At 43.9% G+C, this 25,497-nt stretch carries 24 protein-coding genes; 4 read left to right on the top strand and 20 right to left on the bottom strand.

The genetic code is table 11. The features are described from left to right. Nucleotides 1-41 precede the first annotated feature (41 nt). From menB to LOR49_RS06290, 4 genes are read right to left on the bottom strand one after another with little or no spacing between them, the layout of a single operon-like run. On the bottom strand, nt 42-860 hold the full coding sequence (gene menB, locus LOR49_RS06305; protein ID WP_240375411.1) for a 1,4-dihydroxy-2-naphthoyl-CoA synthase: 819 nt from the start codon (nt 858-860) through the stop codon (nt 42-44). 2 nt (nt 861-862) lie between these two features. Further along, a complete protein-coding gene (gene menH, locus LOR49_RS06300) occupies nt 863-1,684 on the bottom strand; it encodes a 2-succinyl-6-hydroxy-2,4-cyclohexadiene-1-carboxylate synthase (RefSeq protein ID WP_240375410.1) in 822 nt (273 codons plus the stop codon). Then, complete coding sequence (menD, locus tag LOR49_RS06295) at nt 1,684-3,438, bottom strand: 2-succinyl-5-enolpyruvyl-6-hydroxy-3-cyclohexene-1-carboxylic-acid synthase (RefSeq protein ID WP_240375409.1); 1,755 nt, start codon at nt 3,436-3,438, stop codon at nt 1,684-1,686. The genes menH and menD overlap by 1 nt, the downstream gene beginning before the upstream one ends. Beyond that, nucleotides 3,435-4,763 (bottom strand): isochorismate synthase, encoded by a 1,329-nt coding sequence (locus LOR49_RS06290; RefSeq protein WP_240375408.1) that lies wholly within the window; start codon nt 4,761-4,763, stop codon nt 3,435-3,437. The genes menD and LOR49_RS06290 overlap by 4 nt, the downstream gene beginning before the upstream one ends. Nucleotides 4,764-5,067: 304 nt before the next feature. On the opposite strand from LOR49_RS06290, the gene LOR49_RS06285 reads away from it, so the two are divergent. After that, entirely contained in the window at nt 5,068-6,000 is a 933-nt protein-coding gene (locus tag LOR49_RS06285) for a 1,4-dihydroxy-2-naphthoate polyprenyltransferase (protein ID WP_240375407.1), read from the top strand. Nucleotides 6,001-6,042: 42 nt separating this feature from the next. Here LOR49_RS06285 and LOR49_RS06280 read toward each other — a convergent pair whose 3' ends face one another. Further along, a complete protein-coding gene (locus LOR49_RS06280; protein WP_240375406.1) occupies nt 6,043-6,435 on the bottom strand; it encodes a hypothetical protein in 393 nt (130 codons plus the stop codon). 134 nt (nt 6,436-6,569) lie between these two features. Here LOR49_RS06280 and LOR49_RS06275 point away from each other — a divergent pair, with 134 nt between their 5' ends. Beyond that, nucleotides 6,570-6,998 carry a DUF2621 family protein gene (locus tag LOR49_RS06275; RefSeq protein WP_240375404.1) on the top strand — a complete coding sequence of 143 codons (429 nt, stop codon included), beginning with the start codon at nt 6,570-6,572 and terminating at the stop codon, nt 6,996-6,998. 75 nt (nt 6,999-7,073) lie between these two features. Here the strand turns inward: LOR49_RS06275 and LOR49_RS06270 are convergent, their stop codons facing one another. The 6 genes from LOR49_RS06270 to LOR49_RS06245 all read right to left on the bottom strand — a co-directional run bounded on the left by LOR49_RS06270 (nt 7,074) and on the right by LOR49_RS06245 (nt 11,482). Next, complete coding sequence (locus LOR49_RS06270; protein WP_240375403.1) at nt 7,074-7,298, bottom strand: YneF family protein; 225 nt, start codon at nt 7,296-7,298, stop codon at nt 7,074-7,076. A gap of 118 nt (nt 7,299-7,416) precedes the next feature. Further along, entirely contained in the window at nt 7,417-7,860 is a 444-nt protein-coding gene (gene sirA, locus LOR49_RS06265; protein ID WP_240375402.1) for a sporulation inhibitor of replication protein SirA, read from the bottom strand. 181 nt (nt 7,861-8,041) lie between these two features. Then, entirely contained in the window at nt 8,042-10,036 is a 1,995-nt protein-coding gene (gene tkt / locus LOR49_RS06260) for a transketolase (protein ID WP_240375401.1), read from the bottom strand. 181 nt (nt 10,037-10,217) lie between these two features. Then, nucleotides 10,218-10,451: a DUF896 domain-containing protein gene (locus tag LOR49_RS06255; RefSeq protein ID WP_240375400.1), complete on the bottom strand. Its 234-nt coding sequence runs from the start codon at nt 10,449-10,451 to the stop codon at nt 10,218-10,220. 144 nt (nt 10,452-10,595) lie between these two features. Beyond that, nucleotides 10,596-11,258 (bottom strand): YneB family resolvase-like protein, encoded by a 663-nt coding sequence (locus LOR49_RS06250; RefSeq protein WP_240375399.1) that lies wholly within the window; start codon nt 11,256-11,258, stop codon nt 10,596-10,598. Continuing rightward, nucleotides 11,258-11,482: a hypothetical protein gene (locus tag LOR49_RS06245; RefSeq protein ID WP_240375398.1), complete on the bottom strand. Its 225-nt coding sequence runs from the start codon at nt 11,480-11,482 to the stop codon at nt 11,258-11,260. Before LOR49_RS06245 ends, LOR49_RS06250 begins: the two co-directional genes overlap by 1 nt. 155 nt (nt 11,483-11,637) lie before the next feature. Here LOR49_RS06245 and lexA point away from each other — a divergent pair, with 155 nt between their 5' ends. Further along, entirely contained in the window at nt 11,638-12,261 is a 624-nt protein-coding gene (lexA, locus tag LOR49_RS06240; protein WP_240375397.1) for a transcriptional repressor LexA, read from the top strand. An 85-nt stretch (nt 12,262-12,346) separates the two neighbouring features. Here the strand turns inward: lexA and glnA are convergent, their stop codons facing one another. The 4 genes from glnA to LOR49_RS06220 all read right to left on the bottom strand — a co-directional run bounded on the left by glnA (nt 12,347) and on the right by LOR49_RS06220 (nt 17,342). Beyond that, nucleotides 12,347-13,663 (bottom strand): type I glutamate--ammonia ligase, encoded by a 1,317-nt coding sequence (gene glnA, locus LOR49_RS06235; protein ID WP_240375731.1) that lies wholly within the window; start codon nt 13,661-13,663, stop codon nt 12,347-12,349. Nucleotides 13,664-13,841: 178 nt separating this feature from the next. Beyond that, nucleotides 13,842-15,119, bottom strand: a complete 1,278-nt coding sequence (locus LOR49_RS06230; protein ID WP_240375395.1) for a methionine gamma-lyase family protein — start codon at nt 15,117-15,119, stop codon at nt 13,842-13,844. Nucleotides 15,120-15,135: 16 nt separating this feature from the next. After that, nucleotides 15,136-16,392: a GTPase HflX gene (hflX, locus tag LOR49_RS06225; RefSeq protein ID WP_240375729.1), complete on the bottom strand. Its 1,257-nt coding sequence runs from the start codon at nt 16,390-16,392 to the stop codon at nt 15,136-15,138. 8 nt (nt 16,393-16,400) lie between these two features. Next, a complete protein-coding gene (locus LOR49_RS06220; protein ID WP_240375394.1) occupies nt 16,401-17,342 on the bottom strand; it encodes an AAA family ATPase in 942 nt (313 codons plus the stop codon). 166 nt (nt 17,343-17,508) lie between these two features. Here LOR49_RS06220 and LOR49_RS17620 point away from each other — a divergent pair, with 166 nt between their 5' ends. Then, the gene (locus tag LOR49_RS17620; protein ID WP_240375393.1) at nt 17,509-18,498 is read left to right on the top strand and encodes a tyrosine-type recombinase/integrase; all 990 of its coding nucleotides are present in this window, start codon (nt 17,509-17,511) and stop codon (nt 18,496-18,498) included. A gap of 36 nt (nt 18,499-18,534) precedes the next feature. Here the strand turns inward: LOR49_RS17620 and hfq are convergent, their stop codons facing one another. From hfq to mutS, 5 genes are all read right to left on the bottom strand, one after another. Then, nucleotides 18,535-18,789, bottom strand: coding sequence for an RNA chaperone Hfq (gene hfq / locus LOR49_RS06210; protein WP_240375392.1), 255 nt, complete (start codon nt 18,787-18,789; stop codon nt 18,535-18,537). Between the two features lie 49 nt (nt 18,790-18,838). Then, a complete protein-coding gene (gene miaA / locus LOR49_RS06205) occupies nt 18,839-19,771 on the bottom strand; it encodes a tRNA (adenosine(37)-N6)-dimethylallyltransferase MiaA (RefSeq protein WP_240375391.1) in 933 nt (310 codons plus the stop codon). Beyond that, nucleotides 19,768-20,562, bottom strand: a complete 795-nt coding sequence (locus LOR49_RS06200; protein ID WP_240375390.1) for a class I SAM-dependent methyltransferase — start codon at nt 20,560-20,562, stop codon at nt 19,768-19,770. The genes miaA and LOR49_RS06200 overlap by 4 nt, the downstream gene beginning before the upstream one ends. Nucleotides 20,563-20,914: 352 nt before the next feature. Next, a complete protein-coding gene (mutL, locus tag LOR49_RS06195; RefSeq protein WP_240375727.1) occupies nt 20,915-22,780 on the bottom strand; it encodes a DNA mismatch repair endonuclease MutL in 1,866 nt (621 codons plus the stop codon). Between the two features lie 19 nt (nt 22,781-22,799). Then, entirely contained in the window at nt 22,800-25,403 is a 2,604-nt protein-coding gene (mutS, locus tag LOR49_RS06190) for a DNA mismatch repair protein MutS (protein ID WP_240375389.1), read from the bottom strand. Nucleotides 25,404-25,497 lie beyond the last annotated feature (94 nt).

Below are 25,497 nucleotides of genomic sequence, written 5' to 3'. Positions count from 1 at the left end.
CCCGGCCGATAGCCGAGCTGCTTTTTACTCACCCAACACTATTAAGGAAACCGTGGGAATTGATCGAAGTCTGGTTTGCGCTTCTCTTTAAATGCATCACGGCCTTCTTTCGCTTCATCGGTCGTATAGTACATAAGCGTCGCATCACCGGCAAATTGCTGCAAGCCGGCAAGACCGTCTGTGGACGCGTTAAAGGCAGCTTTCAACATCCGCAGGGCAGTCGGGCTTTTTTCTAGCATTTCTTCACACCACTTTACCGTTTCTTCCTCTAACTGGTCAAGAGGGACTACGGTATTCACAAGCCCCATATCAAGTGCTTCCTGTGCGTTATATTGGCGGCATAAGTACCAGATCTCACGTGCTTTCTTCTGGCCGACGATTTCTGCTAAATAACCAGCCCCATAACCGCCGTCAAAACTGCCGACTTTCGGACCGGTCTGACCAAAAACGGCATTATCAGCAGCGATCGTTAAGTCACAGACCACGTGGAGAACATGTCCTCCACCAATTGCGTAACCAGCAACCATTGCGACGACGGGTTTTGGAATCACCCGGATGAGACGCTGTAAATCTAAGACATTCAGCCTCGGAATCTCATCGTCTCCTACGTAGCCGCCGTGACCGCGCACTTTCTGGTCCCCGCCGGAACAAAACGCTTTCCCGCCAACACCGGCAAGTACGACGACACCGATGCTTGAGTCATCACGCGCCCGCGAGAAGGCGTCAATTAATTCCATCACCGTAGTTGGACGAAATGCGTTATGTACCTCAGGACGGTTAATTGATATTTTCGCAATGCTGCCTTGTTTTTCATACAGAATGTCATTATACTCCCGGACTGTCTCCCATTGAATAGCCATATTTACGTCCTCCTTTTGTTTCTAAATAAAAATTCACTTACTATTGTAGCAAACATTTCCTGATCTTCCACATGGACCGCATGTCCCGTTTTTGGAACAATGTGCCATTCAGCGGCAGGCAAGGCCTTCTTCATCTCACTGGCAATGTTATTGAACTTATCATCCCATTCCCCAGTTAAAAGAAGCACAGGAAAATGCAGATCTGGCAGCTGATCCCACCACGACGGCTGTGATCCGGTCCCCATTCCAAGTAAACTGTTAGCAAGACCAAGTGCAGAGTTTTTTAGACGCTGTTCACGGATTTTCCGCTGTTCGGCGTAGGGCAGTTGCTTTTGTGTCGCAAACAGCGGTATGTTTTCCCATTGGTTGACGAAAGCCGGCACCCCTTTTGCAAGGATACGATCCGCTAAGCGCTTGTCCTGATTTTGCCGTTCTACGCGCGCGCTCGAACTTCGTAACCCGGGTGATGCACTTTCCAGTAGCAAAGACCGGACACATTCAGGATAGAGAGAGGCGAGGCTTAACGCCAGCCTTCCTCCCATGGAATAGCCGAGCCAATGTGCATCCGTAATAGTAAGCTCCTTTAATAAGCTTACTAAGTCTGCAACTGTTTCCTCCGCTGTGTAACGGTGAAAATCGGCAGGTACACTACTTTCCCCATGACCGATAATATCGACCATTATAAGCTGAAAATGCTGCTCCAGGTAAGGCACCAGGAAATCCCATGTTTCCCTGTTACCCGTAAACCCGTGCAAAAGTACGAGCGGCTCTCCTTCTCCTGCTAATTGAATGTGATACTCAACACCGCGGATCCGCCTTCTCATTATATCCCCTCATTTACGAGTAAAGAAACCTGTTCGATTACTTCATCCCATAGTTTCCGGTGTTTCTGAACATTGGCAGCTCTATCCGTTGGTACTTCAATTATTTTTAAACCAGGCTGTGCAAAAGAAGGACAAAAAGCAGATTCCCACTCTTCCCATGTTTTAACTTTTTTGTAAGCCGCTCCGTAAAGGCCCGCCGTATGTGAAAAATCAAGGCCGTGTGGGGTGCCGAACAGGGTTTCAAAATGTTCTTTTTCAGTCGCCTGCGGGAGAAAAGAAAAGATGCCTCCCCCATCATTATTAATAAGAAGAATCGTCATATTCACCTTCTCAAGCCTCGCCGCTAATAAACCATTCATATCATGGAAAAAGCTTAAATCCCCGATCACAAGCACCGTGTGTTCCGATACAGCGCTCATACCAGCTGCTGTTGAGACGACACCGTCAATTCCGTTTGCTCCGCGGTTCGCAAATATGCGGATGTTTTTATCGTTCGCATGGAAAAAGGTGTCAAGGTCACGGATCGGCATACTGTTGCCGACAAAAAGCGTTGCAAAGTCAGGTAAATGGTCGCCTAACAGGGAGAATACCATTCCTTCGTTCAATTCAGCTTCACGTATGTCACGAAGAGCCTGTTTCGTCTTATCGTTCATGTTTTGCCAAAATGACAACCAATGGTTTTTTGCTTGATCTGGCAAGGACTGTGAAATGGCATCGCAAAATCGTCTTTCATCACAGTAAACCATCTGAGCAGGGAGCCCAGCCGGATCGCGCCAACCTCCTCCTCCGTCCACTACGACATGCTGTGCGTGCCGCTGCTCTTTTAAAAACAGAAGGAGGGGTTTCGATACTGGCATCGTTCCAAAGCGCAAAATAACATCTGGCTTTAAAATAGCAGAAGCTTGGCTTGCACGTAAAATCGTGTCATATGTATCGATCACTACGTCTTTTCGATGGGGACCACTGCGCAATTGTGACAGCGGATCAGCAAGAACCGGGAAACCCAACTTCTCTCCCAACATAATGATCGCTTCCTGAGCGCCTCGTTCTACTAATTCACCACAAACTATCATTCCACGTTCTGCGTCCGCTAGAAGGTTTGCATAGTATGTTTCCTGCATCTCAGATACCGACAATACACCGGTATCAGATAGGGAGAGCGCTTCTTCTATTGGCTCTTTATACTTTTCCGCCGCCTTATTCATGTTTGGGACGAGCGGTTCGCGAAGCGGGAAGTTTAGATGAACAGGGCCGGCTGGCAAGTTTTTAGCCGCAGAAAGCGCTCGTACTCCTATCGTACGAGCATACCGCATCATCGGCTCAGTAGATTCAGGAAGGGCCATTTCCACGAACCATTTAACATAATTCCCGTACAGCTGGATTTGATCGATCGTTTGCGGGGAGCCGTTATCACGCTGTTCATGCGGACGGTCAGCTGTCAAAACAAGAAGCGGTACCCGCGAATAGGCCGCTTCAATAACAGCAGGGTAATAATTGGCCGCTGCTGTTCCTGACGTGCAAACGAGGGCTACAGGTTCTTGCAAAGACTTTGCTAAACCTAACGCATAAAAACCTGCAGAACGCTCATCCATGTTCATATGCACTTCTATATCTGGATGAGCTGCGAGAAGCATGGCAATCGGTGTTGAACGGGACCCCGGGCTGACAACGGCGTGTTGTAAGTTATTTTGGGCTAATTCATTAATGAAAGCCCCAATATATTCGGTTAATATAGTACCGGAATCACCCTTCATGATAACTGCCCTCCTAAAGCACTTAGCATCGGATTGAACTTTATTGCCGTCTCCTCGTATTCACTGTCTGGTGTAGAGTCCGGAAGCACTCCTCCGCCAGCGAACAAAGATGCCTCGCTGCCTTGGACAAGTGCGGAGCGTATCCCGACGGCAATATCGCTATTTCCATAAGCGTCAAGCCATCCGAGCGGAGCAGCATAAAAACCTCGCTCCAATTGTTCCCATTCACGAATACAAGTAACAGCTTGTTTTTGCGGGACTCCGCCCATCGCCGGTGTCGGATGTAACTTGGCAACAAAATCTAACACAGAAACACCATCGTGCAAACTGCCGGAAATCGGTGTATACAGGTGTTGAATATGGCGATTTTTCATGAGTTCCGGAGCCTGCGGGACCTCAATCTTTTGACAATACTCACGGAAGACATCTGTGATCATCGAAACGACATATTCGTGCTCAAGCAGATTTTTGCGGTCCTGCAGCAATTCACTGCCAAGACGGCTGTCCTCCTCTATACTCGTCCCTCTCGCAATAGAGCCTGCCAAGCAGTCTGAGTAGACAGTGTCTCCTCTTCGCTGTATTAGTTTTTCAGGTGTCGCACCGATAAAACAATCAGATCCTGCCTCCAAGCTGAAAACATAACTGCCAGGCTGATCTCGAAGCAGGTTTTGAAGCACTCCTTCTGTCTGAATTTCCCTTTGGCATGTTAACCGTAATTCGCGAGCAAGGACAACTTTGTCTAAATCCGATTGTTTCATCTCTTGAACTGCTTTTGCTACCGTTTGTTTCCAGCGTTCGGGTGCTATTTCTAGTTGTTGAACAACTCGATTATAAGATATGTCTTCTTCCCGGTGACAGAGAAGTTGCTGCTCTTGTTCCTGAATCAGCTTGAGAAGTTCGGTTTCTTCTTCTTCAGCCGTACAAAGTACGTTTACGGTAAAATAGGCTTGTCCTTCTACAACGGAAAGCATATACTCAGGAATATAAAATAGATAATCTCCAAATTTTTTCCAAAGAATACGGTTATGTTCTTGCTGATCAAAAGAAAAGCCCCCAAACAGTAAGGGCCCGGTTGCCATCTTCTCCGTTATTCCTGCAGTCACCGCATTCTCACACAGAGAAAGCCATTTCTTTTCCACTTGCTGATAGCGGTTTTCGCACGCTTCCATTTCTTGAAACTTCGTAATGTTGCCTGCTCCGGCAATCAAAATTTCCTTCCGTGGATCCTGCCAAAAAAAACGGGACCCTTTATGAGTTAAACGCGCGGCCGCATAAAAGGACAAAACGTCAGCTGCATCTAATTTTTTCACGTAACTAAAAAGCACAGACCTTTTTATCTCTTTTGATTTCCCAATTGCAGCTGCTAATCCATCTATGCAATTTAATTTTTCTGAGATAACGATTTCAAATCACCCCAGTTTCTCTATAGTAACGGATGATTATCCTATTTAAAGATACACTTCGTCTCGAACCGCTGTCAATAAAGTAGTAATACGGAAGCCGTTACCTATATATTCAGAAGAATAATTGACACATTGCCCGATATTTTCTAAACTTAAACGTTGAAATCTTATTTACTGTACCACGTTGCTCTTCTATCCATACATTTTAAAGAAAAAGGAGAAACCAATGGATACTCAACACTATTCAAAATCAGCAGAAAGCCTGCCAAAACGCACTTGGAAAGTGTGGTGGGAACTTATTCGGCCGCATACATTGACAGCTGCCTTTGTTCCTGTCCTGCTCGGGACCGTACTTGCCCTGCAAGCAGGAGAATTTCATGTTTTTCTATTTGTGGCGATGCTCTTCGCCAGTTTGCTTATTCAGGCAGCTACTAATCTTTTTAACGAGTACTACGACTTTAAAAGAGGGCTCGATACGAAACACTCTGTCGGAATCGGGGGCGGTATTGTCCGCCACGGCATGACCCCACGTCTCATCATGGGGCTTGCCCTTGCTATGTACGCGATTGCGCTGTTGCTTGGACTTTACATTTGTGCTTCTTCTTCTTGGTGGGTGGCTGTAATCGGGCTCATCTGCATGGCTGTCGGTTATTTATATACAGGCGGCCCGCTGCCGATATCCTCTACTCCTTTTGGTGAATTGTTTTCCGGTCTATTTATGGGCTTTCTTATCATCCTCATCACCTTTTATATTCAAGCTGGTTATGTATCAGAGAGTGCCATTCTCATCGCTGTACCAAGCGGTGTGCTAGTCGGATTAATTAACATGGGCAACAACCTTCGTGACCACGACGGGGATAAAGCAAATGGACGCAAAACACTTCCTATCGTGCTCGGTCCGAAAAAAGCTATCTTTGTTTTAGGTAGTTCTTATGCTTTTTCTTTTCTGTGGCTTATCGGCCTAGTGGTCCTCGGTACTGTTACTCCATGGGTTTTACTCGCCTTGTTCAGTATTCCAAAAGCCGCAGCTGCCACAAAAGGTTTCATAGGGAAGACTGCCCCAAAAACAATGATGCCGGCAATGAAAGCAGCCGCACAAACGAATACATTTTTTGGAATGCTAATGGCAATTGGATTATTAATCAGTTATGTGACCTAACACACATAGAAAAGCGCACTGCCAACGAAGCAGTGCGTTTTGTCAATACAACCCTTTCGAAAATTTGAAAATGAACATAACGGTTACAGCAATCGTAAGCAAAGTGCTATGTTTTAATAAAGGGCTTTTCTCTTCTGTTGTGAGAGTTTCTCTTAAAGATTTTGCAGTCATTCCCAGAAACGCACTGATAACAAGCCATAAAATGAATACGGCCGCTGTCCACCAAGACAGCCACTCGTCTATTAAGAAAATGCCCGTGACGACTGTGCCTATTACTGCTGCATGTGCAAACAGGGTGATTGGTCTGTATACTTTTTTTATAAATAACAGATTCTCCCCCTGCATCCCTTTTACGAAAAAAGGAAAAGGGATTAACATAAAAAAAGCAAGAGCCATCAACCAATGAATGCTGAAGCTAATGATCTCTACCCACATACACGACGCTCCTTCCGGTGAAAATTATAGCAAAAAAAGCATCTTTACACTATTTGTAACGACTGAATGACTTTTAATTATCCGTTTCCATGTTAAAATATTAGGTGATAATGAGAGAATGAGGTGACAGGCCTATGCCCTCCGATATCTTCATGTGGTTTATTGTATTCTGGTCTCTATGTATAACAATTTTCCTATTTATTGGCGGTTTCTTTATGTTCCGCAAGTTTCTTAAAAAACTGCCAAAAGAAGATGGAAAATCTATTTTAGATTGGCAGGACTACTATATTGAAAAGACAATTCATTTATGGCCGCAAGACAAAAAAGACTTACTGGAAGAATTGGTTCAACCGGTTCCTGAAATATTCCGTGATGTGGCCCGCGAAAAGATTGCCGGAAAAATTGGGGAACTGGCCTTAAAGGAAAAAGCCCATGAGATTGACGAAGATCTTCTCATCCGTGGTTATATCATCGCGACACCGAAACGCGATCACAAGTTTTTAAAGAAAAAATTAAACGAAAAACAAATCGATTTTACTCCGTATAACCATTTATTTAACTAATACCAGTCCGTCTCCTATGGCAAAAGGCTGTACTGACATTCAATCAGTACAGCCTTTTGCTGCTCTCGAACAATATTATTTTTTGTCGTATTGCTTCTGCATGGCCTTCATCATTTGATTTATTTTTTTCTGCGAAGGGTTTTGTCCCATCTGCATCATCATTACCCGGAGCATTTGCTCGTTAATTGGCGGGTTTTTCTTCATGTAATTGACCATTGTCTTTCGCGCTATAAAAAAACCAATAACTGCACCCGCCACTAAACAAAGTAGTCCGACGAGCACAAACCAAAGCCAATCCATCCCAGTCACTTCCTCCTTCTGCAACCATTACAACCATTATGTCGTCATGTTTTCTGCGTTTAACCTATATAATTATAACGTATCCTGTTTCTCATTAAAAGAGGACGACCACATTTAATTACAAAACAGAAAAAACTTTTAACGGTTTTAACCAGCCATAGATGCTCCGCTCTATATTAACGGCAAACACACATGGTGAAACTTGTTTTAAACAATCAAAGACTTCCCATTCTTCTTTGGCATCCCCGGCATGGTCAAAAATAATTGCACTATCTTCAATGCGGAGGTTACTTCCCGTTATTGGAGAATGATAGAACAAAGCATTACCACTTCGGCTAGGTATCATTTGGTAACCGATTTTCTCTAATTGACTATGGATAAAGCGGTTCCAATCTTCTATTCCAATTCCCTCCGTAATATAACGGATTTGCTTTTCCAAAACGGGTCGTGCCCACTCATACGCATGGTGATAATCCAAAAACAACCGATATAGCTTTCCTTCTGATTGGTAATACTGGAGTGCTATTTCTTTTTGGATGATGACTAGTTGATACCGAGACATGGTATATTCGCTCCTTTCACTCCTTTTCCATTATCATACATCAGTATGATTGAAATAACTGTCAAATTTAGAAAATAAAAAAAACTTATTTTGTCGAAAAATTCCATTCGCTAAATTACATAAAAAATACCCCAATAGGGCAAAAGGAAAACACCTTTTGCCTGCCTATTGGGGCATTTATTTACTCATGTAACAATGACTTTACACGTGCTACTACATTTTCTACCGTAAAACCGTATTCTTTGATGACTTTATCTCCAGGCGCTGAAGCCCCGAAACGATCAATTCCGAGAACGTCACCTTTCGCTCCTGTATATTTATGCCATCCATGAGAGGCTCCCATCTCTATGGCAAGTGCCGGAACACCCGGTTGTAGAACATTCTCACGGTAAGCACGGTCTTGTTGGTCAAAAGCGTACCAATTCGGCATGCTGACGACGTTCGCCTTTATACCATCTTTCTCAAGCTCTTCACTTGCTTGAACGGCGAGTGCTACTTCAGAACCCGATGCGAGCAGCAATACATCTGCCTGCTGATCTTTCTCTACAAGCGTATAGGCACCTTTTGTAACACCTTCCGCCGCTTTTTCCACCGTTCCAGAAAGAGTAGGTAAGCCTTGTCGTGTCAAAATAAGCGCGGTTGGTGTACTTTTACTTTCCAAGGCCACTTTCCATGCTGCAGTTGTTTCATTACCGTCAGCAGGGCGGATAACATGCAAATTCGGGATCGCCCGTAAAGAGCTAATCTGTTCAATAGGCTCATGAGTAGGCCCGTCTTCCCCTACCGCAATACTGTCATGAGTGAAGACGTACGTAATCGGTAATCCCATCAAAGCACTTAAGCGAAGGGCAGGTCGCAAATAATCAGAAAAAACAAGAAACGTTGCGACGTAGGGCTGAAGACCACCATGTAAACGCAGTCCATTCGCAGCTGCAGCCATCGCAAATTCCCGCACACCAAACCAAATATTACGGCCTCTATAGTTATCTCGGGAGTAATCCGATTCAGCTTTCACAAGGGTCTTGTTGGAAGATGCCAAGTCCGCTGAACCGCCTACCAACGCTGGAATAGACTCGGATAGCACTTGGAGAACCTCACCTGAAGCGGCACGGCTTGCTAATTTTTCGTCGTGATATACGGGCAACTTGTCCGCCCATCCTGCCGGAAGCTCTCCTTTAACCGCTTCTGTAAACTGCTTCGCAAGCGCTGGGTACTTTTCCTGATACTGTTCAAATAAAGTATTCCACTCTTGTTCCTTCCGCGCCCCTTCTGCCTTTCCTTCTGCGAAGTATTCGGTCACCTCTGGCGGCACATGGAATTCCGCTTCAAATTCCCATTTGTAATTTTCCTTAACCATTGCCGCTTCTTCTTTTCCTAATGGAGCTCCGTGAGCCGCATTTGTTCCTCCTTTATTCGGTGAACCAAATCCAATCTCCGTTTTCACTTCGATAAAAGCAGGCCGTTCAGAAGAGCGCGCTTCCGAAATCGCACGTTCAATGGCATCTACGTCATTACCGTCCTCCACCAAATACGTGTCCCAACCGTATGACTCGTAGCGCTTTCGAACATTTTCAGAAAAAGATTGGTGGAGATCTCCGTCAAGTGATATATCATTGGAATCGTATAAAACGATTAAGCGGTCCAGCTTCAAATGGCCAGCCAGTGAGGCAGCTTCTCCAGATACACCTTCCATTAAATCCCCATCTCCACACAAGGCGTACGTATAATGATCAACAAGTTTTATATCATCCTGGTTGTAAACACCTGCCAGATGACGTTCTGCCATCGCCATCCCCACTGCCATTGCAAGTCCCTGACCAAGCGGTCCCGTCGTCGCCTCGACACCAGGTGTATGCCCATACTCCGGATGACCTGGAGTCTTACTCTCCCATTGACGAAAATTTTTCAATTCATCAAGAGATAAATCATAACCGCTTAAGTGAAGAAGACTGTACAAAAGCATGGAGCCATGACCTGCCGACAGTACAAAACGGTCACGGTTGAACCATTCTGGGTTTCCTGGATTGTGATTCATGAATCTTGACCATAAAACATAAGCCATTGGTGCAGCACCCATTGGAAGTCCCGGATGGCCGGAGTTAGCTTTTTCGATACTGTCTATCGATAAGGTGCGAATCGTACTAATTGCTAGTTCGTCTCTATGTGTGTTTCCCATTCATTTCCTTCCTTTCATACCTATGTATATTCATCCTCGTATTTCATCATAAACGTTCTTCGGTGTTTTCACAAGATTTGATGAGCATGATATAGAGAGTAGATTAAAACACCTAATATAGCAACGGAGTAACTGGTACTTACTGCCACAAAAAATCCTGATGGCACATCCATCAGGAATCTCAATGCTTATTATTTTTATTCTTTAATTCAACTAGCTTACTTGGTGTCACGTCTTTTCCTTTTGGGTCCATCACCTTGACAGACTGCAATTGACTCTTAAATGAAGAACGGAATTTAGACAAATATTCTTGTCGCAGCTCTTGCTGCTCAGCTAGTTCCTCCTCGGTTAGTCCAGTCGTTTTGGAACGTTCCGAGAGTTCATTTATACGGGCTATCTTCTCTTGAGAAAGCATAATCAGCTTATAACCCCCCACATATTGACTTGGAAATACGTATGTATACTATAAATCAACTTATAAAAGGAAGCAAACCGCATTCTTCGTTATGAGATATATTAGTTGTCGCTGACATACGATTGACAGGGATCATCTGAAGTATTACTGCTTATCCTTTTCATTTTCCGGCTGTTGCATATGATCTTGATACCGTCGATGAACGGTTGCTTTAGAGACATCATACCCAAAACCCCGTAAAGTTGCCGCGATTTCATGAAAGGTAAGATCCAGTCTACGTAAGCGAACAATTTCTGCTATCGGCACTTCTTTCTTTTTACGTCCGCCTTCCTCCTTATTAGATAAATTTTTTTCCGGTTGAAAACCTTTTCTTACTGCTTCCTTCATACCTCTCTTAATTTTCAAATTGTGCAATTTCCGCTGATATTCTTCCACCATCGCAAGAATGTCCATTAACATATGATCAGCTTCTGATAGTTGCAGGGCACCTCTGTCTTTTACTGTATATACACTCGTGCCCATTTTAAATAATTGATGCAAAAGGGCAGCTTTCGCATTCCCTCGCCCGAGTCTCGTGTCATCTTGAATACAGAGGATATCTGCCTTTTGCTGAGATAATAAATCAAGCGCTTCAAGCAGCCCCTCCCGTTCCAAAGAGTATCCGCTGGCTTCTTCTGCAATCACTTTTACAATTTGAAAATGGTACGTTTCAGCCAATTGAATAAGCTCAGTCTGCTGTCTTATTAAAGATGATTGCTGCGTTTCCTTTGAAGTGCTGACCCGGCAGTATATAACACAGCGTTTCACTAATCTTCCTCCTCACCTGCTGGCGTCTTATCGGAAGACGCTTCCATGTTCTGTATGTCATTATAAGCAATAATGGAGTTTTCTTCTATATTAGTATTGTTGGAGAACCGATCATCGTCAGCAGCTGACCAATGTACAGTTACTACTAAAAATAAAATAGAAACAATAAATAGAGATAAAATAACCCATTCCTGACTCGTTAACTGTTTCCATTTAGTACTCATGAAAATCCCTCCACTGTAGAATGTACGTTCTTATTTAGTAATTACAGTATAATAGGAACCCTTGTTCCCGTCAAGAAAAATCCAGAACTAATGTTTGCGCACATATGTTTTACATGCTACAATTTAAAAAAATACATATTGGGAGGTGCAAGTTGTTGACTAAACTATCCAAACGTCAAGAACAGATATTAGAATATATAAAAAACGAAGTGAAAAAAAAGGGATATCCACCTTCTGTTCGTGAAATAGGAAAAGCGGTTGGACTTGCTTCTAGTTCCACTGTTCACGGCCATCTTTCCAGGTTGGAAAGTAAAGGGTATATAAGGCGTGATCCAACTAAGCCAAGAGCAATTGAAGTGCTCAACGATACCGAAGACGGTCCGCATATCGCAGAGAGTACTGCGGTGTATGTGCCTGTCCTTGGTAAAGTAACAGCAGGAGAGCCCATTACCGCCGTCGAGAACATTGAAGAATATATCCCCTTACCAGAGCGTATGGCTGCAGATGAAAAAGTATTCGCATTAACTATCCAAGGGGAGAGCATGATTGAAGCGGGTATCCATGATGGTGATCTTGTGATCGTGCGGCAGCAGCAATCAGCGGAAAATGGGGATATTGTTGTGGCAATGACAGAAGAGCTTGAAGCAACGGTAAAGCGCTTTTTTAAAGAAGATGGCTTTATCCGGCTTCAGCCGGAAAACGCAGCCATGGAGCCTATTATTTTAGAAAACTGTACCATTCTAGGAAAAGTAACAGGAGTATTTCGTACCTTACATTAAAAATTCAGCCCCCTTCCGCTTCCGGGAAGGGGGCTGAATTTTTCAAAACCCCTTGATGAATAGTGACATCAAAGGGGTAAATGTTTTAATAATGCGACATATACTGTTCACGTTCCCATGGGTGAACTTGTTTCCGAAACATATCCCATTCGATTTCTTTCGCTTCTACAAAATGCTTAATCGCATGCGGTCCAATCTTTTCAACCAATACTTTATCATTCAAAAGAGCGTCCAACGCTTCCTGCAAATTGGCTGGAAGTTCATGAATTCCCTCTTTCCTCCGCTCCTCACGCGTCATATCATACACGTTTCGGTCAGTAGAAGGGGGAGCTTCTAACTCACGCTTTATTCCGTCAAGGCCAGCTGCAAGCATAGATGCCATGGCAAGATAAGGATTCGCAGCAGGATCAGGGCTTCGCGCTTCCACGCGTGTACTCGGCCCTCTGGATGACGGAATACGAACAAGAGGGCTTCTATTTTTCATCGACCAGGCTATATAAACAGGCGCTTCATATCCCGGGACAAGCCGTTTATAGGAGTTAACAATTGGATTAGTAAGCGCCGTAAAACCTGGAGAGTGCTCGAGAATGCCAGCGAGGAACTGCATTGCTGTTTCACTTAGCTGTGTCTCTGTGTTTTCATCAAAAAAAGCATTTGTCTCTCCACGGAACAAAGACATATTGCAGTGCATACCGGATCCCGCTACCCCATATAGTGGTTTTGGCATAAAAGTGGCGTGGAGTCCGTGCTTTCTGGCAATTGTTTTCACGACTAACTTAAAGGTTTGAATGTTGTCACAAGCGGTGATCGCGTCCGCATATTCAAAGTCAATTTCATGCTGCCCTGGCGCCACTTCATGGTGGGATGCTTCAATTTCAAATCCCATATCCTCTAACTCAAGCACGATATCGCGCCGGCAGTTTTCACCGAGATCGGTCGGCGCCAGATCAAAGTAACCGCCTTTGTCATTCAATTCCATCGTCGGTTCGCCGTTGGCATCGTTCTTAAAGAGGAAAAATTCCGGCTCCGGGCCAATATTGAAAGCGGTAAATCCCATTTCTTCCGCTTCTTTTAACATTCTTTTCAATATTCCGCGGGGATCTCCCCCGAAAGGCTTAGGCTTGCCTCTTACACCACCCGGTTCATAGATATCACAAATTAAACGGGCTACTTTGCCTTTCTCTGGTGTCCACGGAAAGATAACCCATGTGTTTAGATCGGGATATAAATACATATCAGATTCTTCCACGCGTACAAAGCCTTCAATTGAGGATCCATCGAACATCATTTTATTGTCTAACGCTTTCTGAAGCTGATCGACTGGTATCTCTACATTTTTAATCGTACCTTGTAGATCTGTAAACTGCAGCCGGATGAACTTCACATTTTCTTCATCTGCCATACGTGTAATGTCATCTCTAGTATAATGGTGGGCTTTCAAAGTTATATCTCTCCTCTTGTGACAAACTCATTCAGTCATACTTACCCTGCATGAATCGATAATTTATGGGCCTATCTTACAGAATGTTGTTTTCTTTGTCAATTTGTTATTTCACTCATTTATTATCCAGCATGCAACTCTACTGGCCTTTAGGAAGCATTAGCAAGTTCTCTTCAGCAAGTACTTTTAAAGCATGACGGACAGCGATTTTTACGTGGGCTGTTGTAAGACCTCCTTGTACATACGTAATATAAGGGGCGCGCATCGGACCGTCTGCTGAGAATTCAATGCTTGATCCTTGAATAAAGGTGCCCCCTGCCATGATAACCTCATCTTCGTAACCCGGCATCGCGGAAGGCTGCGGTGAGACATTTGAGTCGACCGGTGATGCCTCCTGGATTGCTTGACAGAAACGGATCATCCTGCTCCTGTCTTCTAAAATAACAGCCTGAATGAGATCGGTACGTTCTTCCTCGGAACGAGGAAAAGTATGGAGACCCGCTTCCTCACAGAGCGCCGCTGTATAAAGTGCCCCTTTTAACGCTTCAGATACAATGTGAGGAGCTAAAAAGAGACCTTGAAACATTTCCAGCAAAGTTGAGAGGGTTGCACCGCCTTCTAACCCAATGCCAGGAGCCGCAAATCGAGCTGAAGCTTGTTCGACATACTCTGCTTTCCCAGCTATGTATCCTCCTGTTCTAGCAATGCCGCCTCCCGGGTTTTTAATCAGTGACCCGGCGAGTAAATCTGCCCCTGCATGACCCGGCTCTAAATCTTCTACAAATTCTCCGTAACAGTTATCCACAAACACGATCAAATCAGGCCGCTGTTGTTTCAACTGTGTAATGATCTTTTTCAAAAGAGAGATTGGCACAGAAGGTCGCGACGCATATCCTTTTGACCGCTGGATAGCCACTACTTTCGTTTCCGGCCGCAGCCGTTTGATTAACAGTTCAGCATCAGGATAACCCTCTTCATTTAGCGGAGCGGCCTCGCTTTGAATCTGGTAATCAGCCAGTGATCCCGGCTCGTCACCAGAAAAACCAATAACTGTCTGCAACGTGTCATAAGGCATGCCGGCATATAGAAGATGATCTCCCGGACGCAGCACTCCAAATAAAGCTGCCGTAATAGCGTGCGTGCCTGAAATAAATTGGTGCCTGACAAGTGCTTTTTCCGTGCCAAATACCTTTGCATATACGCGGTCTAATGTTTCTCTGCCAGAATCATCGTAGCCATAACCCGTAGAAGAGTGAAAATGAAACGACGACACGCGCTCTTCTTGAAATATCTGCAAAAGCCTCTCCTGATTATGTTCAGCTGTCCGCTCTGCTGCCTGCAACTGTTTCTGAATTTTCTTTTCTGCTTTCAGTGATAATTGCTGAATCGTTTGCTGTGCTTGTCCTGCTGTAGTCATTACTTCCCCCAACTTTCTAATAAGTCGATTCGTATTTATTTATCGTACCATTGACTGGATGATCTTCAAGTACATACCCTTTATAATCAAAACTATTCTTGTCTTCAAGAAGCTCTTCCGATTTAATGAGTGTATACCGGCGGATAGAAGCAAGACTTTTGCCATCATCTGCAGGTATACGGACATGATAATACCTCATTTGCTGTTTCAGTGTGTCCTCCATAAGCTGGAGGAGCCGCAGTTGATCGCTTTTTTGGAAAGCAGATATTGAAATAGATGGTTTACCGGCTGCTGGCAGCGACTGAGTACGGGTAAGGCGGTCTTCCTTGTTAAAAACAGTAATCAGCGGAATAGAGCTTGCATTTAGTTCGGACAAGAGCTCTTCCACTGTCTTCATTTGCGCGTACGCTTCGGGATGAGAAGCATCTACAACGTGAAGTAAAATATCAGCTTCTTTTACTTCCTCCAGTGTAGAGCGAAAGGCCGCAACCAAGGATGTCGGCAAATCTTGAATAAAGCCGACTGTATCGGTTAATAAAGCTTCATACCCGGAAGGCAGTTCAATTTTACGTGTGAGTGGGTCCAGAGTAGCAAACAGTAAATCTTCTTGAAAAGTCTCTGTACCTGATAATTGATGCAAGAGCGTCGATTTACCGGCATTCGTATACCCGACTAGTGCAAACTGGACATTGCTATTTTTGCGACGTTGTTTCCGATAGCTCTCTCGATGAGCCTTGACATCTGCCAATTGTTTTTTTAAGTCATCCATGCGTCTTTGAATATGCCTGCGATCCGTCTCGAGTTTCGTCTCCCCTGGCCCGCGTGTTCCTATGCCCCCTCCGAGACGTGACAAAACTTGCCCCTGTCCGGAAAGGCGCGGGAGAATGTACATAAGCTGCGCAAGTTCGACTTGGATCTTTCCTTCTTTTGTATGCGCGCGACCGGCAAAGATATCAAGAATTAGTTGAGTCCGATCAATAACCCTTACATCAACGGCTGCATCCAGGTTACGTACTTGGCCTGCTGTCAGCTCATCATTAAAAACGACTAAGTCAGCTTCCTTCTGCGAGACGGCTTCCGCTAATTCTTGCGTTTTCCCACTTCCGATATACGTTGCGGCGTCAGGGCGCTGCCGTGACTGCTCGATTTTTGCAACGATTTCACCGCCAGCTGTATGAACGAGCGCTTTAAGTTCATCCATACGCATGTTGAATTGCTCTTCTTCCATGTGAGAAAACTGACAGCCTACAATAATCACTTTCTCTTTCATAATCGTCTCCTTTACTTAAATTCTTCTTCATCTTCGATTATAAAATCAACTGTTTCTAGCGTTATTAGCGAGTGTTTATCGATTGTTCTTCCTTCTTTTAAAATACGGAGAGCGTGACGTCTAATCATTTTTTCGATCAAGTTTCTTACATAACGGCCGTTATAATTCTTACCGTTCCCTTTTGTTCTATCTTGGAAATGAGCAATGAGCTTATCACCTAGCTGTTCCGTACATTGGTAATCTTTTTCTTTCGCCATCTGTTTAAATAATTTTACTAATTGAGTACTCGTAAAGTCTTCGAATTGCAAGATGTTAGGAAAACGTGACGGCAAACCAGGATTCATACGTAAAAAACGTTTCATTTCTTCTGGATAACCTGCCAAAATCAAAATAAACTTGTGCTGATGATCTTCCATCGCTTTTACAAGTGCATCAACGGCTTCCCGTCCGAAATCTTTTTCTCCTCCACGGGCTAGTGAATATGCTTCATCAATAAAAAGGACGCCTCCATTTGCTTTCTTAATTAAATCTCTCGTTTTTTGGGCGGTCTGACCGATATATTCTCCGACTAAATCCGCCCGCTCTGCTTCTATAAGGTGACCTTTTTCCAAAATGTTCATGTCTTTCAACATTTGTGCCATAATACGGGCGACTGTTGTTTTACCGGTTCCGGGATTACCGATAAACATCATGTGCAGATTATGCTGCGTTGCCTCTAACTGTAGTTTTTCCCTGCATTGATTAACATAAACAAGAGCATACATTTCTTTTACAAACTCTTTAACCTTATTCACTCCGATTAAGGCGTTCAAACTTTTTTCCGCTTTTCGTAACGCATAGTGTTCTTCTTTTAATAAATAATTTTCAGTATCTCTGAGGGGGGCCTCCTTTTTTGCTGGATGTATCGTAACTTGAATTCTGTCCCTGCCGTCCGTGTGAACCATCACGACCATTCCCCTCTCTTCCTTAAAATGAATCGGGCGTTTACCCATACTATACGCAAACACAGCCGATTAGTGATTAATCTGTTATAATTAACGATAAGGATTTCTCACCAAGGAGGACGGCAAGAAAGCTGTACCTATCACTATTCCCGGCTTTAAGAGAGGAGCGGATACCGTGACCGCTGAAACGTCGATATTCCCGAATGATGTCGAGTCTTTTTTACATCATCTAGCTGCGAAAGGACGCAAAGCAAGTACAATTAAGCGTTACCGTTATGATCTAGCGGACTTCTTCCGGTTCCTAGCAGTCACAAAAGGGGATCAACAAGCGCTCAAGCCATCTTCTCTCACACCGCAAGCCATAGACTCCTATTTTTTCTTATTAGAAAACGAGCGACACTATCAGCTCCGAACATTAAAACGTGTCCAAACCGTATTAAAAAGCTATACAGCCTTTTTACAAGCTGTCGGAAAGTTACCTTTCGATCCGTTCTCTTCTCTGGACCTTGACGAGACGATTTGGAATCAACTGACTAAAGAGGAACTGCTTTCTCATGCTGAACAGCAGCGTCTCTTGAATGCATTAAAATCAGATGCTGGTTTATCGAAAAAGCAAGCGGCAGCCCGGCCATTGCTCGCTCCACGCAATTTGTTCATCATCACCCTGTTTCTTCATTACGGTCTTAGGCTTCAAGAACTCTCACATTTAGAAATGAAGCACATTAATCAAGGAACTGGTGACATTCTAATCCCCGAGATGACCGGAAATCCGCGTACCATTACGTTGTTGCGGCCCCACAAAAAACAGCTCCATTATTATTTACAGGCCATACCAGAAGCAGTTCGTCCTAGAAAAGACACGGACCCACTTCTAGTCGCTTTTGATTTCCAGCGAAAGACTTTCCGCTGGAGCTACGAAAATGATGCACCTAAAAATTTAACAGAAATCGCCATCCAAAAAATGATTCGTGAAGAAAGAAAGCGCGCAGGAATCAACCGCGCAGTATCGGCACGACACTTTCGTAATACATACATTGTTCAAGCTCTGAAAAATGGCGAAACACCGGAACAGCTCCAAAAAAGACTTGGCCTTCAGACGATTCTTACCTTAAACAAATATGTCGAGTATGTAAATTCTTTGGCGTCTAGCGGATCAGAACATTAAAAAGCTTCCGGGACTACCCTCCGGAAGCTTTTCACGTTATACATTCGGCGCTGCGTTTTCAGTTTCCGTCTCGGTTTGTAAAGAGATATTTCGCTGAGGAGCAAAAGTAGAAATAGCATGCTTGTAAACTAGCTGCTGCTTCCCATCGCTATCAAGAACGACGGTAAAGTTATCAAATGCTTTAACTTGGCCCCGCAGTTGAAACCCATTGAGTAAAAAGACAGTCACCGGTGTTTTCTCCTTACGCAACGTATTTAAAAATTGATCCTGAATGTTAATCGGCTGCTTCATATAGTACAGTCCCCCTCCTCAAACTCTCTATGAATAAGACATTCGACAGTTATGAAAATTTACCTTCTATATATTCAATCATTTCTTGAATTTTTTCTTCTTTGTTCATCGACGTCATGTCAAACCACTTCATCTTTTCTTTATTGCGAAACCATGTCAACTGTCTTTTCGCATAACGTCGTGAGTTTCTTTTTAATTGTTCAACTGCTTGTTCTATACTATATTCTCCTTTAAAGTAGGAATAAAATTCTTTATAGCCGATCGCCTGTGCTGCTTGACTATCCTCTGGAGCGTATTCGAACAGCCACCTTGCCTCTTCCATAACGCCGTCTGCTACCATTTGATCAACACGTTCATTGATACGTCGGTAAAGGACGTCCCGCTCCATCGTCAATCCGATTAACGCTAGGTCATAAGGTGACGGTTGGGTTTCCTGTTCTGAAAACTCTCGTTGCTTCCGCCCGGTCGTGTGATTAATTTCAAGCGCTCTGATTACTTTTTTCAGATTGTTCGGATGAATACGCGAAGCGCTTTGATAGTCAATGGCCTGTAATTTTTCATGCAATGCCTGTGTTCCGTGTGTTTGTGCATATTGTTCCATTTCTTCCCTGAAACCTTCATCAGCACTTGTTTCGTGCAGATCCAGGTCTCTTGTTAATGCCCGAATGTAAAATCCCGTCCCGCCAACGACAAAAGGGAGTTTCCCGTCGTCATTCATGTTCTTAATTCGTTCCTTCGCCTCTTTCTGAAAAGCGGCCGCTGAATAAGATTCTGCAGGATCTCTTTCGTCAATTAAATGGTGGGGAACCCGCTTTCGTTCAGCCAGCGTAACTTTTGCTGTGCCGATGTCAAGTCCTCGGTAAATTTGCATCGAATCTCCACTGATTATTTCCCCGCCAAAATGAAGGGCAAGTTCAATTCCTATTTCTGATTTACCTACAGCTGTCGGCCCAGCTATTACAACAACTTTATTTTTACTCATTGCTCCCTTCCCTTCTTTTCTATAACACCGTAACGAAATGATGTTCGGCTACGACGCTTAATAAAAGTAAAGCCAAGACTCTCCAGATACTCATTCGGATAAGAGCTTTTAATGACTACCCGTTGTTTGGCTACTCGAAGTGCCTCTTTAATATGACGGAGACCGAGGGAGCCGTAACAGGCAAACGGACGAATAGCTGCAAGATGAGAGGATGAATAAACAGCTTTTTGAAACATCGGATCAAAATAGACAACGTCAAACGTATTATTCGGTATACTTTTTAAATAGTCGAGATGATCTTCCGTTTTGACGATGATTCGATTCATCGCCTCATTGAATGCATCCATGTCCTGTTTCCACACGCGTAGTCCTTTTTTAATAATCGCACCAATATAGGGATTTTTCTCAATTCCGGTTATGCTTCCTTCTTTTCCAACCACATAGCTTGCTACAATGCTGTCTGAAGCAAAACCTAACGTTGTGTCTAATACTGTCATGCCTTCTTTCAATTGCATGGCGGTGATCATCGGATCGCTCTTACCTTCTGCGAGCCGCAACACCCGAATCCAGGCCATACTCGGATGAAAAAAAAGAGGGTGCATCGTGTCAGGGTGATATAGCTTATCTCCTGTTTCACTCACAACATAAATGGGAGTCTCAGCGTCTTTCAGCCATTTTTTCAAAGATTTTTTTCCACGTTCCCTATAGACAGCTTCTTCCCATTTGTCGGCCAGCACCAAGGCTTCTCTCCGGGATCTGTCTCCCATATTTTTACCAATCGTTATTATCATACCTCATCTCCTAGCAGTCATCCTCACGTATAATAGTTCCATTTTAGACACTAAATAAAGAAAAGGACAAGCCCCAAAACCATCGAGAGTACGCCAGCTTCGCCCGATAATTAAAAAAAAGACGCCGAGTCAGGGCGTCTTTTTTGACTTAATGATCAGATTGAGATTGTTTTAACATATAAATCGCCATCGCTAAACTTACAAGTACGACAAATGCAGAAATACCTAGTACGGCAATAAGGTCCACTGGGGTCATGAATTTCTTCTCTCCTTCAGTCTCTTTTTAACCAAATCATATCATAGGCTGCATGCTGAAATACGCTTCGTTTGTGACGAACATGTTACACTTTTTCTACATAATGCGTTTGAACATTTTTTCCATATCGTAGCTCGAAAAATGAATCAATATCGGCCGGCCATGCGGACAGGTAAACGGTACCTCACACTGCCCGAGTCTGGTAATCAATGCCTGCATTTCATCTTGCCGTAAATAACGATTTGCTTTAATAGCTGCTTTGCATGACATTAGGATTGCAGCCGCTTCTCGCAGTTTCTGAATACTTATCTTTTTTCCTTGTTTTAACTGTTCAAGTAATTCCCGTATGGTGCTCTCTTCTTCACCGGAAGGGAACCACACGGGATAGGCACTGACACGGTACGTTCGCTGTCCAAAAGGCTCGAGAAAAACACCAACCTCCTCCAATTTACTTTGGTTCATTTGCACAATCGTTTCTTCGACAGCTGAAAACTCCAGTGTCAGTGGCACCATTAGCTCTTGAAGTTCAGGTTTAGTTTCTGCAATTCTTTCACGATAATATTCATAAAAAATCCGTTCTTGAGCCGCATGCTGATCAATAATATATAAACCTTCTTCATTTTGAGTAAGAATATAGGTCCCATGAAACTGCCCGATTAACTCAAGAACAGGAAAGCGTGTTGATGTGGATCGCGTAGAAGCGGCCATCTTCTCTTTCTGTTCGTTTAAAGGGCTGTTCTCTTTCGAAAAGTCCGCCTTACTTTCGTGGATCGTGTTGTTAGTATCAATGGAACGAGAACTATTGTTGACAGACTCTGCCTCTTCCTTGTCAATCTTCTGCTCTAACGGATTCTGATCTTCAAGAAATGACTGCGGCTCCGGCTCTTTTTGAGGAACAGGAACAGAAGAAAAGTGAAATGGCACTTGTTCACTTTGAAGCTGTTTCCCCCGCTTCTTATCAACTTCTGGAATAAGCGTCTCCTCATGTAACTGCTTTTTGATTGTCTCTTCAAGCAATCTGGTCAATTCTTGCTCTTTACTTAACCGGACCTCTAATTTGGAAGGATGTACATTCACATCAATCAAAACTGGGTCCATTTGGATATGAAGCACGGCGAGTGGATGACGCCCAATTGGCAAAAGTGTGTGATAAGCTTGTTCAATCGCTTTTGTTAGCGGAAAATGACGTATATATCTACCATTAATAATAGTGAAAAAGTGCTGCCGTGATGCTCTAGTCACTTCAGGCTTTGCAACAAAACCCTCAATAGTGTAATCATCTGTAGCTGCACGAATAGGCAGAAACTGCTGGGCGGTATATCTTCCATAAATTGCCGCAATCACCGCTCGTACATCCCCGCTTCCATTCGTAAATAGCAGTTGGCGGCCGTTGTGTGAAAGCTCAAATGAAATAAAAGGGTTGGCAAGCGCAAGCCGATTAACAACGTCGGTTATTTTACTCAATTCCGTATTAATTGTTTTCATATGTTTTAAGCGCGCCGGTGTATTGAAAAAAAGGTCACGGACAATCATTTCAGTACCGCTTCGCCCCTTTGCTGCCGTACACGTAATTCGCTTTCCCCCTTGATAGCGAATCAGTGTGCCGGCGCCTTCGCCGTTTCCTGTCTCTAATTCTAAGTGAGACACGGCAGCGATACTTGGCAGCGCTTCGCCCCGAAATCCGAGTGTTGAAATACGGAATAAATCCATCTCTGTTTTTATTTTACTTGTTGCATGTCTAGAAAACGACAATTCAGCATCTTGTTTCGTCATTCCCGTGCCGTTATCCGTTATCCGTATTTCGGCAAGACCGCCTTCTTTGACGCCAATAGCAATTCTTGTACTACCAGCATCTATCGCATTTTCTGCTAATTCTTTAACTACCGAGGCCGGCCGCTCCACCACTTCTCCAGCAGCTATTTTATTTGCCAGTTCGCTTGAGAGTTTTGTGATTTCGGCCATCATCTCTTCCTCCTTCTCTTTACGAACGTAATCTTTTCTGGTATTCGTATAACTTTTCTAGTGCTTCCATCGGTGACAAGTGCAAGATATCTATCTGATTTAAGTCTTTTTCGATATAAGCTAAATCTGTTTTCTTTTCAGCTTCTGCAGGCTCGCTCTCCATCATAAATAACGGCAGCTGTTCCGGCCTTTTGTTTTCTTCGTCCTTTTCTTTTCTCTCCCATTTTTCTTCAGGTATTAATGTTTGTTCTGCAGATGCTGGGCTTTCTAATTCTTTCAGCAATATTTCTGCCCGTTCTAAAACATCATCGGGTAGTTCTGCCAGTTTTGCCACGTAAATCCCGTAGCTGCGGTCAGCCTTCCCCTCTTCCACTTTATGCAAAAAAACGACGTTCCCCTCTTCTTCGATCGCGCTGACGTGCACATTTTTCAACTTGTCCAGCTTCTGCTCGAGCGTCGTTAACTCGTGATAATGAGTGGAAAACAATGTCTTTGTTCCAACATGATCATGAATGTATTCCACAATCGCTTGCGCGAGCGCCATCCCATCATAGGTAGAGGTTCCTCTTCCTATTTCATCCAGCAGCAACAAGCTCGCTGGAGTAGCCTGAGTCAGTGCATAACGGGTTTCGAGCATCTCCACCATAAACGTGCTTTGCCCGGATGCCAAGTCATCTGTCGCCCCAATACGCGTAAAAATCTGATCAAATAGCGGCAGTATTGCTGAGGCAGCCGGGACAAAACACCCCGTCTGGGCCATAATCGATATTAAAGCAGCCTGACGCATATATGTACTTTTCCCAGCCATATTCGGGCCTGTTATTAATAAAACTTCCCTTTTTTCATCCATGGTAAGATCGTTTGCTACATACTCGCCTTGTCCGCGCATCCGCTCGACAACAGGATGGCGGCCTTCTTTGACTATTAGAGAGCGATCGTCAGCGAACTCAGGTTTCACGTACTGATAACGCTCACTAATGACCGCAAACCCTTGCAATACATCAATTTCACTAACGATCGCAGCCGTTTTCTGCAGATCGCGCAAATAAGACTGCACCTTCTCTCTAACGCCGAGAAAGAGTTCATATTCCAAAGTAGTAATCCGTTCTTCAGCACCGAGGATTAACGATTCTTTCTCCTTTAATTCAGGGGTGATAAACCGCTCCGCATTTGTTAAAGTCTGTTTTCTTTCATACCTTCCCTCCGGAAGAAGCGGTATGTTTGGTTTCGTCACTTCGATATAATAACCAAACACTTTATTAAAGCCAACTTTTAGTGACTTGATTCCTGTCGCCGTTCGCTCCTGTTGTTCCAGCTGGGATATCCAGTCTTTCCCGTTCTTACTTGCTTCCCTGTATTCGTCAAGTGCATCATTGTATCCATCTTTAATCATCCCCCCTTCTGTAATCGAGGCAGGCGGATCATCGACTAACGCATCTTCAAGAAGGCGTACTAAACTGCTAAAATCAGCAAAAGATTGAAGCAGTCCGTCTACATATGAATTTCCTAACTGACGCAAAATGTCATATAAAAAGGGAAGTTCCTGCAGGGAACGCCGGAGTTGAACGAGCTCACGAGCGTTAATGTTTCCGTATGCCGTTTTACCTGCCAGCCGCTCCAAGTCATACACATGGCGAAGACGGTCGCGCAATTCCTCTCTGGAAAAAAAATCGTCACAAAGAGAGGCGACGAGGGACTGTCTGTTCAGAATAGCTGTCTTTTCCAAGAGTGGCTCTTCCAACCATTTTTTGACTAGTCTCCCTCCCATAGCCGTTACCGTTTCATCCATTAGCCACAACAAGGAACCATATTTCTTTTTATCACGGAGTGACTCGGTTAACTCCAAATTGCGCCGCGAATGAATATCTAATTGCATCCGTTCATTAATGTAATAGACCGTTACCGGCTGCAAATGGGAAAGCGACCGTTTCTGTGTACGTTTGAAATAATTCGTCAACAGTGCTGCCGCAGTGACTAGTTTTTCATTGTCTAACCCGCAGCATAAATGAGTAAAATCTGCGTCCAATTCCGTCTCTTCTTCCATAGAGAAAACTAACTGGGGTGCGGCCACCGAACTTTGATCAAAATGCGGGGGAACCACCATTTCTTTTATATCTGAACGTAGCATCTCTCTTTCCCACGTTCGTTTCTCTGTTCCGAGTAACGCAGCTGTTGTCTCTCCAGTTGTTAAATCGGATTTTACAAATCCTGCCGTTCCATCCTCAAAAGGGTACAGCGCAGCAATAAAATTATTTTCCGTTTCTTGGATTGCTTTTCCTTCCATGACCGTACCAGGCGTAATTAACTGTACAACTTCTCGTTTTACGACCCCTTTGGCAGTCTTTGGATCTTCTACCTGTTCACAAATCGCAATCTTATAGCCTTTTTCAATGAGAGTGGTGATGTAATGTTCTGCAGAGTGATAAGGGACTCCACACATTGGGATATGTTCCTCTTTTTTGCTTCCTCTTCTTGTGAGGGTGATTTCCAGTTCACGGGCAGCTTTTATAGCATCTTCAAAAAAAAGCTCGTAAAAATCACCCAGCCTGAAAAATAAAAAAGCATCTTCATATTCCGACTTTATTTTTTTATATTGCTTTATCATCGGGGTTTCTTCGGTCACGTTCATTCCTCCAGCATCTCTGTCCTTCGATGTTATGAATCTATTATAGCATCACTGGGAATAAAAAAAACACGCCCAGTTCCGGAAGAACCAG

This window comes from Bacillus piscicola (genome assembly GCF_022458745.1).
Lineage (GTDB): Bacteria > Bacillota > Bacilli > Bacillales > Marinococcaceae > Alteribacillus_A > Alteribacillus_A piscicola.
This window is presented reverse-complemented; position numbering and strand designations above follow the sequence as displayed.